Origin of the sequence: Nocardia sp. NPDC051911, assembly GCF_040681035.1 — a bacterium.
In the GTDB taxonomy this organism is placed as follows: Bacteria; Actinomycetota; Actinomycetes; order Mycobacteriales; family Mycobacteriaceae; genus Nocardia; species Nocardia sichangensis.
Genome location: NZ_JBFAXY010000002.1, coordinates 59,765 through 78,539 on the forward strand (window position 1 = coordinate 59,765; position 18,775 = coordinate 78,539).

Annotated in this window: 1 protein-coding gene (only partly in view); it reads right to left on the reverse strand. The window is 72.1% G+C overall.

Annotated features, from left to right (window positions below; genetic code table 11):
- Positions 1-18,775, reverse strand: partial view of a non-ribosomal peptide synthase/polyketide synthase gene (locus tag AB0L97_RS03420; RefSeq protein WP_364424920.1) — the 3' portion only. It continues 6,674 nt past the right edge of the window; the window shows 18,775 of its 25,449 coding nt (coding positions 6,675-25,449); its start codon lies beyond the right edge, outside the window; it ends in the stop codon at positions 1-3.

Below are 18,775 nucleotides of genomic sequence, written 5' to 3' on the forward strand. Positions count from 1 at the left end.
CTAAGGGCGGTCGGTGTCGGCCAGCGCCGCGGTGAGGACGTGGCCGATCCGTGCCAGCGCGGATTCGGAGGTCATCCGCCAGTGCGAGGCGTGCACCGCGTGGTTGTGCACGGTGCCGTCCACGGCGTCCGCCCAGCTCGCGGCGCCCGCGGCACCGGTCGGATCGTCCAGCGCGGCGGTGAAGTACACCAGGTTGCCCTTGTAGGGGCGGGGGCGGTAGCGCCGGATCAACTCCAGTGACCCGGCGCCCGCGCCGAGCACACGGTCGAGGCGGTCGGCGCCGAACGAGGCGAACGGCTCGGGCAGGTCCGCGAGCAGGCGCGCGAGCCGAGGCGGGTCGAGTTCGGCGTCCTCGTCGTCGGCCGCTTCGCCGAGCAACCCGCCGAGCAGATCGGCGACCGGCAGCGCGATGGCCGCGTGCGCGGCGACCCGCAGCGAGCTGTCCATCATGGCCAGTACCGCGACCCGCTGGCCCTGCTCCTGGAGCCGCACCGCGACCGCGTGCGCGAGTACGCCGCCGAGCGACCAGCCGAGCAGGTGATACGGGCCCTCGGGCTGCACGGCCCGGATCTCGCGCACGTAGCGGCTCGCCCAGTCGTCGATGGACTCCGGCATGGCCTCCGAGTTGAGCACCGGCGACTGGATGCCGTACACGTCGCGTTCCGGGTCCAAGTGCGCCGCGAGGCCCGCGAACGACCACGCGACGCCGCCGGCCGGGTGGAGGCAGAACAGCGGCTCCCGCGCGCCGCCGGTGCGCAGCGGAAGCACGACGTCGAACGCGGCGGTCGCGTCCACCCGGCCGCGACCGGACCGGTGCTGCTCCAACTGGGCGATCAGGCGGGCCGGTGTCGGCGCGGCGAACAGCCACAACACGGGAATCTGTTCGCCGAGCGCCGCGCTCAGCCGGACGGCCAGGCGGGTGGCCAGCAGCGAGTTGCCGCCGCGCTCGAAGAAATTGTCGTCCAGGCCGACCCGCTCGACGGCGAGTATCTCGGCGAAATCCGCGCACACGGCATGCTCCAAGTCGGTGCCGGGGGCGCGGAATTCCCGGGCCTGTGTCTCGGGTCGGGGCAAGGCGGAGCGGTCGACCTTGCCGTTCGCGGTGAGCGGCAACATCGCCAACTGCCGCAGCACGGCGGGCACCATGTAGCTCGGCAGGATCTCGGCCAGCGCGGCGCGCAACTCGGCCGGGTCGAGCCGCTCTGCTGCGGTGAAATAGCCCGCCAGCACGGCGTTCGCGCCGTCGGTGTCGTAGGCGACGACAATCGCCTCGCCGATCTCGGGCCGCGAGCGCAGGGCATGCTCGATCTCGGCGAGTTCGATGCGGTAGCCGCGGATCTTCACCTGGAAGTCGCGCCGCTCGACGTACTCGAGGTGGCCCCCCGCGGACCAGCGCACCATGTCGCCGGTGCGGTACAGGCGAGTGCCCGCGGGTCCGAACGGGTCGGCCACGAACCGCTCCGCGGTGAGCTCGGCGCTGCCGTGATAGCCGCGGGCCAATTGCGCACCACCGAGATACAGCTCGCCGGTCACCCCGGCGGGCACCGGGTGCAGACGGTCGTCGAGCACGTAGACCCGGTTGCCGGATTCGGGTGTGCCGATGGGCACCAGCGCTTGCCGGTCGCCCGCGGCGGTGCGGAAGCGGGTCACCGACACCGCGGCTTCGGTGGGTCCGTAGAGGTTGTCGATCCTGGCCGCGGTGAGCGCCTGGACCCGCCGCACCGTCGCGGCGGGCAACGCCTCGCCGATGACCAGCAGTCGGCGCAGCGAACGCGGCAGGCGGCGCTCGCCGGACGCTTCGGCCAGCATCGCCAGCAGCGACGGCACCAGCGTCAGCGTCGTCACCGAGGCACGGCGCACCAGGTCGAGCAGCCCCGACGGATCGCGCTGCGCGCCCCGAGGTGCGAGCACGAGCCGCGCCCCGGCCCGCGGCGCCCACCAGTACTCCCACACCGACAGGTCGAACGCGGCCGAGGTCAGCACCAGCGCCGCGTCGTCTTGGCCGAGCGCGTATTCCGACTGCATCCAATCCAGCTGGTGCGAGACGGCGGCGTGCGGCATCGCCACGCCCTTCGGCGCGCCGGTGGAACCGGAGGTGAAGATGACATACGCGGTGTTCGTTGGCGACAGCGCGGCGATCCGTTCGTCGTCGCGCACCGGACCGTCGGCCACCGTGTCGGCGACGGTCGAGATATCCAGCACCACGCTGTGTTCCGACGCCGTCGCGGGCAGCATCGGCTCCCGCGCCGAAGTGAGCACCAGCCGCGGCGCTGCGGCGGCCAATACGCTCGCGGTGCGTTCCAGCGGATGCGCCGGGTCGAGCGGCACGTAGGCGCCACCGGCCGTCACCACCGCGTACATCGCGACGAGCAGGTCGACGCTGCGCGGAATAGCCAGCGCCACCAGCTTTTCCGGGCCGATGCCGCGCGCGATGAGCACCCGGGCCAGGCGATTGACCCGCGCGCCGAACTCCTGGTACGTGACCGTCGTGGCGTCGTCGACGATCGCGATGGCCTGCGGCGTCCTGGCCACCCTCGCCTCGAACGCGGCGGCCAGCGTGGCAGGCGTGCAGGCGCGCCCGGACTGGTTCCAGGTGACCAGCACGCGCTCGGTCTCCGCCGGGTCCAGCAGCGCGAGATCCCCGACCGGCAGTCGCGGGTCCGCGCACACCGCGCCCAGCAGCCGTTGCAGGCGAGTGGCGAAACCGGCCACCGTCGACTCGTCGAACAGGGCGGTGGCGTAGGTGATCGAAGCCGCCATGCCAGCCGGGGTTCCGTCGGAGCCGTAGCGATCGGTGACGATCAAATGCAGGTCGAACTGGGCGACTTCGGATTCGAAATCGGCGGCGGTGACGGTCAATCCGTCCAGCGAGAAATCGGCCTCCGCCTGGTTGTGGAAGGAGAAGCCGACCTGGAACAGCGGGTGACGGGCGGTGGAGCGCTCCGGGTTGAGCACCTCGACCAGACGCTCGAACGGCACGTCGGCGTGCGCGAAGGCCGCGACGTCGGCGGCGCGCACGCGCGCGAGCAGGTCGGTGAAGCCCTCGCCCGCGTCCACCCTGGCGCGCAGCACCAGCGTGTTGACGAACATGCCGACAACGTCGTCGAGTTCGGCGGCGCCGCGCCCGGCCACCGGGGTGCCCACCGCGATGTCCGAGGTGCCCGACAGGCGGGCGAGCAGCACCGTGAACGCCGTGTGCAACACCATGAACAGCGTGGCGCCGCAGGACCGGCCGAGATCGGCCAGCCGCGTGTGCACATCCGGGGTGATCGCGAAATCGACGTGCCTACCGCGCGTGGAAACGACCGCGGGACGCGGGCGATCGGTGGGCAGGCTCAGCTGCGCGGGCAGCTCGGCCAGCGTCTCGGTCCAGAATCGGATCTGCCGCGCCAGCAGCGAGGCGGGATCGTCCTCCGCGCCGAGCAGTTCACGCTGCCACACGCTGAAATCGGTGTACTGCACGGGAAGCGGCGGCCGGTCCGGTGCGACGCCGCGTTTGCGTGCTGCGTAGGCGGACATGACGTCGCGCGCCAGCGGCGCCAGCGACGAGCCGTCCGCGGCGATGTGGTGCACCACCACCACGAGCACGTGTTCGGTCCCCGCCGCGTCGCCGTCGACCGGCGCGAACAACCGGGCGCGGACCGGGACGGTCTCGGCGACGTCGAAGCCGCCGCCGACGAAATCGGCCACCGCCGCGGCCAGGTCGTCGGCCGGGACGGCGATGGGCGCGAGCACCGGGGTGGTGTCCGCGACGGGCAATACGACCTGCACCGGTCCGGACGCGTGCAGCGGGTAGACGGTGCGCAGCACGTCGTGGCGAGCCACCACGTCCCCGATCGCGGCGTTCAACGCCGCCACGTCCAGCTCGCCGGTCAGGCGCACCGCCAGCGGGATGTTGTAGGCGGTGGACTGCCGATCGAGGCGGTTGAGGAACCACATGCGCTGCTGCGCGAGCGAGAGCGGCACGGGACCGGTCACCGCGCGCCGGGTGAGCGCGGGACGCGCGGACCCACCTGAGGAGTCGTCCAGCGCGCGGGCCAGCGCGGCGACGGTCGAGTGCTCGAACACCGCGCGGACGCCGACGGCGACCGAGAGCCGGTCACCGAGCCGCGCGGCCAGCTGGGTCGCGGTCAGCGAATTGCCGCCTCGGGCGAAGAAATCGTCGTCCAGGCCCACGCCGCCGTCGAGTCCGAGCACCTCCGCGACCGTGTGCGCCACCGCCCGCTCGGTCTCGGTACGCGGCGCACGGAACGGAGCAGCGCGAAACTCGGGCTGCGGCAATGCTCTACGGTCCAGCTTGCCGACCGGGGTCAGGGGCAGCTCGTCGAGCGCCAGCACGCGGCTCGGCACCATGTACGCGGCGAGCGAGCGCGCGGCATGAGCCAGCAGGTCGGCGGCGTCGATCGTGTGGCCCGCGGCCGCGACCACATAGGCGACCAGCGATACCGCACCCGAGGCATCGGTGTGGCCGACGGTGACGGCCGTGCGCACCGTCTCGTGCGCCGCGAGCACGGCGTCGATCTCACCGAGTTCGATGCGCAGGCCGCGCACCTTCACCTGGTGGTCGGAACGCCCGACATAGCGCAGTGCGCCGGATCCGGTCCAGCGCACCAGATCACCGGTTCGGTACAGCCGTCCGCCCGCGGGACCGTAAGGGTCGGCGACGAACCGTGCGGCCGAAAGCCCTGGTCGCGCATGGTATCCCCGGGCCAGGCCTGGACCGCGCAGGTACAGCTCGCCGGTGACGCCGACCGGCACGGGCCGCAGCCTGCCGTCCAGCACCACCGCTGACATGCCGTGGATCAGCGTGCCCAGGTCGAGCGGGTCGCCGGGCCGCAGCGCGGCGCTGATCGTCGCGATGACGGTGGTCTCGGTCGGGCCGTAGGTGTTGTGGAACGACCGGCCGGGGGCCCAGCGGCGCACCGTGTCCGGGCCGTAGGACTCGCCGCCGACGGTGAGTTGCCGTAAGCAGTCCAGCTCGGCCGGGTCGAGCGTGGGCAGGACGGCCGGGGTGAGGAACGCGTGCGTCACCCGCCGGTCACGGATGAGCGCGGTGAGTTCCGCGCCGCCGTAGACGCCAGGGGGCGCGATCACCAACGCCGCACCCGCGGACAGAGCCAGCAGCAGTTCCAGCATGGACGCGTCGAAGCTGGGCGAGGCCACGTGCAGCACGCGCGCGTCCGCGGTGACCAGGTACCGGTCCCGCTGGGCGAGGGCCACTCCGGCGAGGCCACCGTGCGTGGCGACCACGCCCTTGGGCGTCCCGGTCGAGCCGGAGGTGTAGATCATCCAGGCCGGGTTCGCGCACCGCACGGGACGGACGAGTTCGGCGGGGTCGATCGGCGCCGTGCTGTTGCGGCGCATCCGCGCGGCCGTGGACGGGGCGTCCAGCACCAGCCAGTCGACGGCACCGGGCAGCGCCGCGCGGCAGGTGGCGATCGTCAGGCCCAGCGCCGCACCGGAATCGGTCAGCATGTGCGCGATCCGCTCGGCCGGATAGGTCGGGTCGACCGGAACGAACGCGGCGCCGGTCTTGGCCACCGCCCACACCGCGAGCACGGAGGTGATCGAGCGCGGCGCCGCGACGGCCACCACGTCCTCCGCGCCGAGACCGTGGCCGATGAGCATGCGCGCCAGCCGCGACGACTGCTCGTCCAGCATCCGGTAGGTCAGCTGCCGTTCGCCGCCGACCAGTGCGACCGCGCCGGGGTCGAACGCGACGGCGGCGGCCATCAGTTCGGCCAGCGTGCGCGCCGGCGCCGGCGCGTCGCCCCGGCGGCCGAGCAGGTCGGCGCGTTCGGCGGGGGCGAGTAGATCGGCGGCGGCGATCGGCGCGTCCGGTCGCGAGATGAGCGTGCCGAGCAGCCTGCCGAAGCGGCGCAGCAGAGCGCGCGCGGTGGCGGCGTCGAAGAGGTCTGTGGCGTAGTCCAGTTCGACCGCGAGGTGGCCGTCGGCGTCGGGCTCGGCGGCGACGGTGAATTGCAGGTCGAAACGCGCCACCTGTTCGTCGAACGCGACGGCGGTGAGTTCGAGACCGGGCACGGTGAAGGCGTCGGCGGCGGTGTTCGGGTAGCTCAGCGCCACGGTGAACAGCGGATGCCGATCCTGGGAACGCTCGACGCCGAGTTCGTCGACCACCCGATCGAACGGCACGCTCGCGTGCTCGAACGCCGTGAGATCGACGGCCCTGACCCGGGCGAGCAGGTCGGTGAAGGACTCGTCGGCGTGCACTTCGGCGCGCAGCACCACGGTGTTGACGAACATGCCGACCAGGTCGTCCAGGGCCGCCGCGCCGCGTCCGGCCACCGGGGTGCCGATCGGGACGTCGCCGGAACCCGACAACCGGGACAGCAGGACGGCGAGAGCGGCGTGCACCACCATGAACGGCGTCGCGTCGTGGCGCAGCGCCAGTTCACGGACCCGCGCCGCGATCCCGTCGCCGATCCTGGCCCGCACGCTGGCGCCGCGCTTGCTCGCGACGGCGGGACGCGAACGGTCGGCGGGCAGCTCCAGCTCGCCCGGCAGATCGCGCAGCGTCTCCGCCCAATACGAGAGTTGGTGCGCGGCAGTGGTTTCCAGCTGAGCGTCCTGCCACAGGGCGTAGTCGGCGTACTGGGCGGCGAGCGCGGGCCAGACCGGTTCGGCGCCGAGGACGCGGGAGAGATAGGCCGTCAGCAGATCGCGCAGCAACGGGCTCATCGAATAACCGTCGGCCGCGATGTGGTGCACCACCGCGACCAGCACGTGGCTGGTGGCGTGCTCCCGCAGCAGCACCGCGCGCACCGGAACGGCGGCGGTGACGTCGAAACCGGCGTCGAGGAACTCGGCGATCCGGTCGTCGGCGGCGCGACCGTCCAGCGCTTCGACCGTCAAGCGCACCGAAGCGCCGTCCGCGGGCAGGATCACCTGATGACCCGCGCCGGTCGCGTCGGCCGGATACACCGTGCGCAAGGTCTCGTGCCTGGCCACGACGTCGGCGAACGCGGCGATCATGGCGTCGGTGTTCAGCTCTCCCTCTATGCGCAGCGCGACCGGGATGTTGTGCGCGGCGGACGCCGGATCGAGCCGGTTGAGGAACCACATGCCACGCTGGACCGGCGCGAGCGGAATCCGTTCCGGTCGCGGTCCGGCGACCAAGGGCACCACCTGTTCGGTCGCGGCGGCCTCCGCGGTGAGCAGCGCGGCCAGCGCGCCTACCGTCGGCGCTTCGAACAGCAGCCGCACCGGGACGCGGCGACCGAGCCGGTCGGCCAGCCGGGCCGCGACGCGGGTGGCGCTGAGCGAGTTGCCGCCGAGGGCGAAGAAGTGGTCGTCGACGCCGATCGGCCCATCGCCCAGCACCGTTTCGAAGGCCTCGACCACTACGCGCTCGGCCAGGGTGACGGGGGCGAGATAGGCGGCGCGGTCGAAAACCGGATCCGGCAACGCTTTCCGGTCCAGTTTGCCGGAGGCGTTGAGCGGGAAGGCGTCGAGCGTGACCAGAGCCGAGGGGAGCATGTACGACGGCAGCGTGCGCGCGGCGGCGCGCAGCACCTCGGCATCCGCAGGCACCGTGCCCGGCTCGGTGGTGACGTAACCGACCAGGTGATCGTCGCCGGTGACGGTGGTGACCACCCGGGCCGCCGCCTGCGCCACCCCGGGGGCGGCCGCGAGCGCGGCCTCGATCTCGCCGAGCTCGACGCGCTGGCCGCGGAACTTCACCTGGAAGTCGGTGCGGCCCAGGTACACCAATTCGGCGGTGTTCCCTCGGGTCTCCCAGCGCACCAGGTCGCCGGTGCGGTACATCCGCAGGCCCGGCGCGCCGAACGGATCGGCCACGAACCGGTCCGCGGTGAGATCCGGCCTGCCGTGATAGCCGCGCGCGAGCTGGACGCCCGCGAGATACAGTTCGCCCGCGACGCCGGGCAGCGTCGGGCGCAGCCGCGAATCCAGCACGTAGACGCGGCTGTTCCATTCCGGATTGCCGATCGGCAGCGCGGTGCGGTCGCTCTCGCCCGTCACGTCGCGGTGGGTGATGCTCACCGCCGCTTCGGTGGGGCCGTACAGGTTGTGCACCCGTGCGGCGCTCACCGCGCCGAATGCCCGCACGGTCTCGGCGGGCAGCGCCTCGCCGATCACGAACACCGTGCGCAGCGACGCGAGTGCGGCGCCGCGCCCTGCGGCGGCGACGTGCCCGGCGAAGACGCTCAGCATCGACGGCACGAAATCGGTGACGGTGACTTGCCTTTCGGCGATCACGCCGGTGAGATAGGCCGGGTCGCGATGGCCGTCCGCAGCCGCCAGCACGAGGGTGGCGCCGACCCGCAGCGGCAGGAAGTAGCCCCACAGCGACACGTCGAACGTGGTCGCCGTCTTCTGCAGGTAGACGTCCTCGGCGGTGAGACCGTACCGCGACTGCATCCAGGTCATCTGGTTGACGATCGCGGCGTGCGACACGCTGACGCCCTTGGGTTTCCCGGTGGAGCCGCTGGTGAAGATCACGTACGCCGGGCTGCCCGGGTGGATCGGCGCGCGACGTTCGTCGGCCGCGATCGGGTCGTCGGCGTAACCGTCCAGCGCGACGGCGTCGACCAGGACGGTGGCGACGGAATCGCCGAGGTCGATCCGGTCGGCCGCCGTGGTGAGCACGGCCACGGGCGCGGCGGTGTCGAGGATGTGGGCGATGCGCCGCGCGGGGTGGTCCGGGTCGATCGGCACATACGCCCCGCCCGCCTTGAGCACCGCGTACATCGCGACCACCAGCTCCGGTGAGCGCCGGATCGCCAGCGCCACCAGCGCTTCCGGGCCGACGCCCGCCGCGATCAGGTGGCGGGCCAGCTGGTTGGCGCGCCGGTCCAGCTCGCCGTAGGTCACGGTGACGGGAGGCATCGCGCTGTCGGGCACGAACACCAGCGCGGGGTCGTCGGGCGTCGCGGCGGCCTGCGCCTCGAATTCGTCGAGCAGCAGTTCGTCGGCCAGGGCGGTGTGCGTGGAGTCGTTCCACTCGGTGACCACGCGGCGCAGTTCGCCCGCGCCGAACAGGTCGATGTCGCCGACCACCTGTTCCGGGTCGGCGGTCACCGCGGCGAGCAGACGGGTGAAGCGCAAGCCGAACGTCGCCACGGTGTCGGCGTCGAACAAGTCGGTGGCGTAGGTGAAGCGCAGCGCGTCACCCGTGACGGTGAGCTGGAGGTCGAACGGCGTTGCCTCGTAGTCGAAGTCGTGCTCCGCCACGGCGACGCCTGCCATGTCCAGGGTGACCGGCCCGAGGTTCTGGAAGAACAGCGCGATCTGGAACAGCGGGTGCCTGGCCTGCGAACGCGGCGGGTCGAGCAGCTCGACCAGGCGCTCGAACGGTACGTCGGCATGGGCGAAGGCGTCCAGGTCGCGCTCGCGCACCCGGCGCAGCACGGCGGTGAAGGTGTCCGAGCCGGGGACCTGCGCGCGCAGCACCAGGGTATTGACGAACATGCCGACCAACTCGTCCAGCGCCGCGTCACCGCGGCCCGCGACGGGCGCGCCGATCGCGATGTCCTCCGTGCCGGACAGCCTGGCCAGCAGGGTGGCCAGCGCGGCGTGCACGACCATGAACGGTGTGGCCTCGTAGCGCGCGGCCACCTCGGCGATGCCCGCGCCTATCTCCTGCGGGAGAGCGACGGTCGTGCTCGCCGCCATGTGCGAGGCGACGGCGGGGCGCGGCCGGTCGGCGGGCAGGTCGAGCTGGGCGGGCAGAGCCCGCAGCGTCTCGCGCCAGTACGCGAGCTGGCGTGCGGCCACCGAGTCCGGGTCGTCCTCGGCGCCGAGCACCTCGCGCTGCCAGAGCGCGTAGTCGGCGTATTGCAGGTCGAGTTCGGTCCAGACCGGGGCGGTTCGCGTCGCGCGAGCCGCGTAGGCGGCGGCGAGATCGCGGGCCAGCGGGCCCATCGAGAAGCCGTCGGCCGCGATGTGGTGCACCACCAGCGCCAGCAGGTGGTCGCGATCGGACCGGGTCACCAGGCCGACGCGCAGCGGCACTTCGGCGGTCAGGTCGAACGGGGCGGCGACGAACTCCCGCAGCGCGCCCGTCGCTTCCAGCATTCGGATGACGGGTACCTGATCGGCGTCGAGGATGCGCTGGTACCCGACGCCCTCGTGGTCGGGGTACACGGTGCGCAGCGTTTCGTGCCTGCCGACCACGTCAGCGACGGCGCCGGCGAGGGTGTCCGGGTCCAGGTAGCCGGTGAGGCGGACCACCACCGCGATGTTGTGCACGGTTTCGGCGGGATCGAAGCGGTTGAGGAACCACATCCGCTGCTGCGCGGGCGAGAGCGGGATGCGCTCCGGGCGCGGCCGGGGCGCGAGCGCCGGTTTGGCGCCCGTCCCCGCGAGCCGTTCGGCCCGCGCGGCCAGCGCGGTCACGGTCGGCGCCTCGAACAGCAGGCGCACCGGGATCTCGGCGTCCAGTTCGGCGCCCAGCCGGGCGGCGACCCGGGTCGCGAGCAGCGAGTTTCCGCCGAGGGCGAAGAAATCGTCGTCCGCCCCCACGCGCTCGACGCCGAGCAGAGCCGCGACGATCCCCGCGACGGTCGCCTCGGTCCGAGTGGCCGGAGCTCGGTACCCCACGGTCGCGAACCGCGGCGCGGGCAGCGCGGCGCGGTCCAGCTTGCCGGAGGCGTTGACCGGGAACCGCTCGAGCAGGACGAACGAGGTGGGCACCATATACGCGGGCAGTTCGGCGCTCAGTGCGGCCCGCACGTCCTCGATGTCGATCGGGTGGCGGCGCGAGGCAACCAGGTAGGCGACCAGCTGAGCGCCCAACCGCTCGTCCGAACGGACCAGCACCACCGCCTGGGCAACCGCGTCCAGCGCCGACAGCGCCGACTCGATCTCGCCCGGCTCGATGCGCAGACCGCGCAGCTTCACCTGGAAGTCCGTGCGACCGAGATACTCCAGCTCACCCTTGCCGGTCCAGGAGACGAGGTCGCCGGTGCGGTACATCCGCGCCCCGGCGGGTCCGTACGGGTTGGCCACGAACCGGTCGGCGGTCAACTCCGGGCGCGCCACGTAACCCTGGGCCAGCTGTGCACCGGCGAGGTACAGCTCCCCCGGAACGCCGACCGGGACCGGCCGCATCCGGGCGTCCAGCACCAGCAGGCGGGTGTTGGCCACCGGTCTGCCGATCGGCACGGACACCAGGTCCTGATCGGTCACCTCGTGATAGGTGACGTCGACGGCGGCCTCGGTAGGGCCGTACAGGTTGTGCACCCGCGCTCCGATCACCTCTCGCGCCCGCTGCGCGGCAACCGCGGGCAATGCCTCGCCCGATGCGAAGACGTTGCGCAGCGTAATGCACTTTTCTGTGTGCGGATCCGCCAGGAAAACCGCCAGCATGGCGGGTACGAAGTGCACCGTCGTGACGCGTTGCTCGACGATCAGGCGGGCCAGATAGGCGGGGTCGCGATGCCCATCTGGACGTGCGACCACCAAGCGAGCGCCGAAAGCCAAGGGCCAGAAAAATTCCCAGACCGAGACGTCGAAGGTGGCGGGGGTCTTCTGCAGCACCACATCGTCCGCGACCAGCGGATAGGCCGACTGCATCCAGGTGAGGCGATTCACGATCGCCGCGTGGGTGACGGCCACGCCCTTCGGGCGACCGGTCGATCCTGAGGTGAAGATCACATACGCGGTGTGGCCAGGGGCGGGCGCACCGAGCCGGTCTCCGGCGGTGAGCGGATCGGCGGAGTATCGGGTCAGGTCGAGCCGGTCGACGCGGACCTGCCGCGCCGCGCCCGCGTCCAGGTCGAGGCCCGAGGTGAGCACGCACACCGGCCGGGCGGTCGACAGCACGTACTCCAGCCGCTCGGCCGGATGGTCGGGGTCGAGCGGGACGTACGCGCCGCCCGCGAGGGTGACCGCGTAGATGCCGACCACCAGATCCAGCGACCGTCGCATGCCGAGCGCGACCGGCGCGTCCGGGCCGACGCCCTGACCGACCAGCCAGCGCGCCAGCCGCCGCGCCCGCGCGGCGAACTCGGCGTAGGACAGGGTGCGCCCATCGACCGTGACCGCAGGCGCGTCCGGGGTCCTCGCGACCTGCGCCTCGAACAACGAGATCAGCGTGGCGGCCGGGTCGACGGGGACGGCGGTGTCGTTCCAGCGGTCGAGCACCAGTGCCCGTTCCGCGTCGTCCAGGATTTCGAGGTCGCCGACCCGCACCGAGGGGTCGGCCACCGCGGCCCGCAGCACGCGCGTGAAGCGCGCCCCGAACGTCTCGACGGTGGCTCGGTCGAACAGGTCGGTGGCATACCGCAGCACGCCGCGCAGCGCGTAACCGGTCGCGACGCGGTGTTCGGTCAGTTCCACCGCCAGGTCGAACTGCGCGACGCGGTTGTCCAGCGGATAGGCCGTCACCGTCAGGCCGGGCAGGCGCAGCACGGTGTCGTCGTGCTGTTCGAAGGTGAGCAGTGTCTGCACCAGCGGCGAATGAGACTGCGAGCGAATCGGGTTCAGCTCCTCGACCAAGCGCTCGAACGGCAGGTCGGCGTGGGCGAAGGCCCGCACGTCGATCTCCCGGACGCCGCCGAGAAAGGCGGCGAACGACGCGTCCGGCGTGATCGGCGTGCGCAGTACGAGGGTGTTGACGAACATGCCGACCATGTCGTCCAGCGCTTGTTCGCCCCGTCCCGCGACGGGGGTGCCGATGGCGACGTCGCCGACTCCGGCCAGCCGGGCGAGCAGCGCGGCGTAGGCGGCGTGCAACACCATGAACATCGAGACGCCGTGCCGCCGGGCGAGTTCCGCGATCGACCCGGTGAGGTCGGCGGGAATCGCGAAGTCGACGGTGGCGCCGCGCCCCGAGGCCACCGCCGGGCGAGGACGGTCGGCGGGCAGTTCCAGCACCGGGGCGAGTCCGTCGAGTTCCGAGCGCCAGTAGGCGATCTGGTTCGACACCGGCGAGTCCGGATCATCCGCGGAGCCGAGGGCCTCGCGCTGCCAGAGGGTGAAGTCCGCGTACTGCACGGGCAGCGGCGGCCACGACGGCCGCTCCCCCGCGACGCGCGCGGTATAGGCCGTCATGAGGTCGCGGGCCAGCGGTGCGGTGGAGACGCCGTCGGCGGCGATGTGATGGACCACCACGGCCAGCACATGTTCTTCGGGCGCGACGCGGAACAGGCTCGCCCGCACCGGGATACGACTGCGCAGATCGAAGCTCTCGCCGATCGACGCGAGCACCGCGTCCCGCAGGTTCGGCTCGGTCACCTCGATCGGATGCAGTGGCAGTTCGGGCACATCCGCGTCGGTGCGGACGACTTGGGCGGGGCCGTCCGCGTCGGCGGGGAAGACGGTGCGCAGCGATTCGTGCCGATCGATCACGTCGCGCACGGCCGCGCGCAATGCCGCGAGGTCCAACGCGCCGGTGAGCCGGATGGTGATCGGGATGTGATAGACCGCCGAATCCGGATCGAGCCGGTGCAGCAGCCACATCCGGGTCTGTGCCAGGGACAACGGGATCCGCTCCGGCCGTTCGCGGCGAACGAGCGCGGGCCGGGTGACGTCCGGCCGTTCCGATCCCGCCACTCGCAGGGCGAGTCCGGCCACGGTCGGCGCTTCGAAGACCTCGCGCACCGTCAGCGCGCACCCGAAGGCCGCGTTGACCCGGGCGACCAGCCGCATGGCCAGCAGCGAGTTGCCGCCGCGGGCGAAGAAGTCGTCGTCCGCGCCGATCCGCTCCGCGCCGGTCAGGTCGGCGACCAGGGTGGCGAGCACCGCCTCGGTCCCCTCCCGCGGTGCGCGGAAGTCTCCCGTGGCGCCGGTGAGCTCGACAGCGGGCAGCGCCGACCGATCGAGCTTGCCCACAGTGGTCAGTGGCATCTGGTCCAGCACGACGATGTGGGCGGGCACCATGTACGCGGGCAGTTGTGCCCGCGCGTCGTCGAGCACAGCATCGGGCGTCGGGTCGGCTCCGGTGACGTAACCGACCAGGCATTCCTGTCCAGAGTTGTCGCGAGCCACGAGCACCGCCGCGTTGGTCACGCCGGTCGCGGCGGCGAGGACGGACTCGATCTCGCCCAGCTCGATCCGCTGGCCGCGCAGCTTGACCTGCAAATCGTTGCGGCCCAGATACACCAGATCGCCGTCGCGGTTCCAGCGCACCAGGTCGCCGGTCCGGTACATCATGCGGCCGGGCACGCCGAACGGATCGGCGACGAACCGCTCGGCGGTAAGTCCGGGGCGGGCGTGATAGCCGCGCGCCAGCTGGTCGCCCGCGAGATACAGCTCGCCCGTGACGCCGATCGGCACCGGGCGCAACCGGTCGTCCAGCACATAGGCCCTGGTGTTCCAGCACGGACGGCCGATGGCGACGTCCCGCCCGGATTCGGCGTCGCTGTCGGTGAATTCGTGGTAGATCGCCGAAATCGCCGCCTCGGTCGGGCCGTAGGCGTTGTGCACCGCGCCGTCGAAGCTGCCGCGCAGCGCGGCGAGCAGGTCCGGGGTGAGCGCCTCGCCTCCGCAGTGCAGATGCCGGAACGACCGCAGCGCGTCGCCCATGCCCTCGCCGATCAGCGCGGCCAGCACCGAGGGCACGTACTCCGCGATGGTGATCCGGTGTTCGCGCAGCAGATCCGCGAAGTAGGCCAGGTCCAGGTGCCCGCCGGGCCGGGCAATCACCAGCGGCGCGCCGACGGCGATCGGCAGGAAGCATTCCCACACCGACACGTCGAAGGTCAGCGGGGCCCGTTGCAGGATGCGGTCGGACGCCGTGACCTGGTAACGGAATTCCAGCCAGCGCAGCTGGTTCATGATCGCGCGGTGGGTCACCGCGACGCCCTTCGGCCGCCCCGTGGAGCCGGAGGTGAACAGCACGTAGGCCGTGTTGTCCTGGCGCAGCGCGGTGATCCGCTCGGCGTCGGCCACCGGTCCGTCGGCGAAGTCATCGAGGTCGAGAGCGTCGAGCTCGAGCACGGGGACGCCGTCGAGCGGGCGCAGCGTCACGTCACCGGCGGTCAGCACCAACCGGGGCTCCGCGCTCGCGACGACCTGCGCCAGGCGTTCGGCCGGGTGCGCCGGATCGATCGGCAGATACGCCGCGCCCGCGCGCACGATCGCGTACATCGCCACGAGCATGTCGATCGAGCGCGCCGCGGCCAGGCCGACGATGTCCTCCGGGCCCACACCTGTCCGGATCAGCTTGCGGGCCAGACGGTTCACGCGAGAGGCGAACTCCGCGTAGGTCACCGCTTCGTTCTCATAACGCACGCCGACACGGTCGGGCGTGGCCGCGACACGGGCGGTGAGCAGGTCGTCCAGCGTCTCGGCGGGCAACGGGTGCGCGGTGGCGTTGCGATCCGACAGCAGCAGGCCGCGTTCGGCCACCGACATCAGCTCGACCGCGCCGACCCTGGTGCGGGCGTCGCGCACCATGGCGCGCAGCACGCGGTCGAAGGCGGCGAGGAACCCTGCGGCAGTCGGTTCGTCGAACAGGTCCAGCGCGTAGTGCAGGTGCACGTCGATGCCGTCGGGCGCGCCGTCAGCGGTGTAGCGGTCGGTCAGCGTCCAGTCCAGGTCGAGCTGGATCGGCGCCGCGCCGATCTCCAGCGCCGCGATGGCCAGCCGGTGCAGCCGGAACTCCGGCGCGGTCTGGTTCTGCAAGGTCAGCGCGACCTGGTACAGCGGAGCGTGCGCCTGTGAGCGAACCGGGTTCACCACCTCGACCAACTGCTCGAACGGCACCGCGGCGTGATCGAAGGCGGCCAGGTCGGCCGCGCGCACGGACGCCAGCAACTCGGCCAGAGTCGCGTCCGGGCGAACCTCGGTGCGCAGCACCAGCGTGTTGACGAACATGCCGACCAACTCGTCCAGCGCTTCCTCGCCGCGCCCGGCGACCGGCGCGCCGATCACGACGTCCTGGCCCGCGCCGTAACGGCTCAACAGCACGGCCAGCGCGGTGTGCAGCACCATGAACGGGGTCGCCCGGTGCGCGGCGGCCAGTTCCTGGATCCGCTCGTGCAGGGCGGCGTCCAGCCGTCCGGTCAGCGCGCCGCCCCGGTTGGTGGCGACCGCGGGGCGGGGCCGGTCGGACGGGAGTGTCAGCACCTCCGGCAGCCCGGCCAGCCGGTCGGTCCAGTAGGACAGCTGGCGTGCCAGCACCGAGGCCGGGTCGTCGGCGGAACCCAGCGCGGTGCGCTGCCAGATCGCGAAGTCGGCGTACTGCACCGGCAACGCTCCCGGCGCGGGAGCCGTGTCCGCGCACCGCGCGACGTAAGCGTTGGCCAAATCCCGGGTGAGCGGCGCGAACGACCAACCGTCCGCGGCGATGTGGTGCACGACGAACAGCAGGACGTGCACCTGGTGGCTGCCTGCCGCGGCGTCGTCCTCCACGCGCAGCAGGCGCACGCGCAGCGGGACCTCGGCGGTCACGTCGAACCCGGCTCGCGCGGCGGCGGCGACGAGTTCGGGCACCTGCGGCGCGGGAACCGGCCGTGCGACCAGCTCGACCAGCTTCGTCCCCGCGGGCAGCACCAGCTGCGTCGCACCGCCGTCCTGCTCGGGATAGATCGTGCGCAAGGTTTCGTGCCGGGCGATCACGTCGGCGATCGCCGCCTCCAGGGCGGGCACGTTCAGCGCTCCGGTGAGGCGCAGCGCGAACGGGATGTTGTACGCGCCGCTGGTGGTGTCGAACCGGTTCAGGAACCACATGCGCTGCTGGGCGATCGACAGCGGGATCGACCGGCCGCGCTCCTGCGGCGTGAGCGGCGGCAGCGCGACGGGCCCGATCTCGGCCGGAGCATCGACCGTGATCCGCCGCGCCAGCGCCCGCACCGTGGGCGCGTCGAAGACAGTGCGCACCGCCACTTCCCCGCCGGTGGCTTTGCCAAGCCGCGCGGCGAGCTGGGTGGCGCTGAGCGAATTGCCGCCCAGGGCGAAGAAATCGTCCTCGGCGCCGACCTCGTCCACCCCGAGCAGAGCCGAGAATGTCCCGGCGACGAGTTCTTCCGCCGCACCGCTCGGCGCCTCGAACACCACGCCGGCGATCACGGGCGCGGGCAGCGCCGATCGGTCCAGCTTCCCGGACGCGTTCACCGGGAACCGGTCCAGCACCACGAACGCCTGCGGCACCATGTAGCCCGGAAGCCGTTGGGCCACCGCGTCACGCACCGCCGCGATCTCGACCGGTCCGTCCGTCACCAAATAGGCGACCAGGCGCTCGCCCACGCCGCGATCGTCCCGGACCAGTACGGCGGCCTGGGTCACGGCGGGCGTCGCGAGCAGCACCGACTCGATCTCGCCGAGTTCGACGCGCAAGCCGCGGATCTTGACCTGGAAGTCGGTGCGGCCGAGGAACTCCAGCTCTCCCGAAGCGTTCCACCGCACCGAGTCGCCGGTGCGGTACATCCGTTCACCGGGCGGGCCGAACGGGTCGGCGACGAACCGGTCGCCGGTGCGGCCGGGGCGGTCCAGATAGCCGCGCGCCAGTTGCACGCCCGCGAGATACAACTCCCCCGGCGCACCCGCAGGCACCGGCCGCAGTCGCGCGTCGAGCACATATGTTCTGGTGTTCCAGATCGGTTCGCCCATCGGCACGGTCTCGAAGTCGGTGTCACGCACCTCGTGGAAGGTCACCTCCACCGCGGCCTCAGTGGGGCCGTAGCCGTTGTGCACCCGCGCGCCGGTGAGTTCGCGCATCCGCTGGGCCACGCCGACGGGTAGCGCCTCGCCGGAGCAGAACACCTCACGCAGCGACGGCACGTCGAACTCGCCCGCCACGAAGACGGCCAGCATGGACGGCACGAAGTGCGCCGCGGTGACGCCCTCGGCGCGGATGAGGCGGGCCAGATACGCCGGGTCGCGATGCCCGTCCGGCCGCGCCAGCACCATGCGCGCGCCGACCTGCAACGGCCAGAAGAACTCCGGCACCGAGACGTCGAAGGTGGCGGGCGTCTTCTGCAACAGCACATCGCCCGGCCCGAGCGCGGCATACGCGGACTGCATCCAGCACAACCGGTTCACGATGCCGCGGTGGCTCATCGCGACACCCTTCGGCTTGCCCGTGGAGCCCGAGGTGAACAGCACGTAGGCGGTGTTCGCCGGGCGCAGCGGAGCGCGCCGGTCGGCGTCGGTGAGTGGGGTGTCCCGGTAACCGGACAGGTCCAGCCGGTCGATCCGCGTCTCGGGCACGCCGCAGCTCAGGTCCGCGCCTGCGGTCAGTACGCACACCGGCGCGGCGGTGGCCAGGATGTGGGCGGTGCGTTCGGCGGGGTGGTCGGGATCGAGTGGCACGTATCCGCCGCCCGCGACGGTGACCGCGTACATGCCCACCACCAGGTCGAGGGATCGGCGCATACCGAGCGCAACCAGCGTTTCCGGGCCGACGCCCTGTGCTACGAGCCACCGCGCCAGCCGGTTGACCCGCCCGGCGAATTCCGAATAAGTAAGCGTCGCGGAGCGACTCGTTGGGGGGTGATGGTCGGGTGACGGGTGGGCCAGCGTCGCGGAGCTACCCGCCGAGGGGTGGCCGGGTGACGGGTGGGCCAGCGCCGCAGAGCTACCCGCCGAGGAGTCGTGGCCGGGCAATAGCTGAGGCAGGACAGCGGAGCCACCCGCTGAGAGGTCCTGGTCGGGTGACGGGTGGGCCGGCGCCGCAGAGCCAGCCGCTGAGGAGCTGTGGTCCGGCGACGGGTAGGCCCGCGTCGTCTCCTCGAAGGTGACCGCGGGCGCGTCCGGTGTGCGTTCGACTTGCGCGGCGAACAGGGAGGCGAGCGTGTCGGATTCGGGGAACGGGCGGTCGGTGGCATTCCACACCCGCAACACCCGTGTG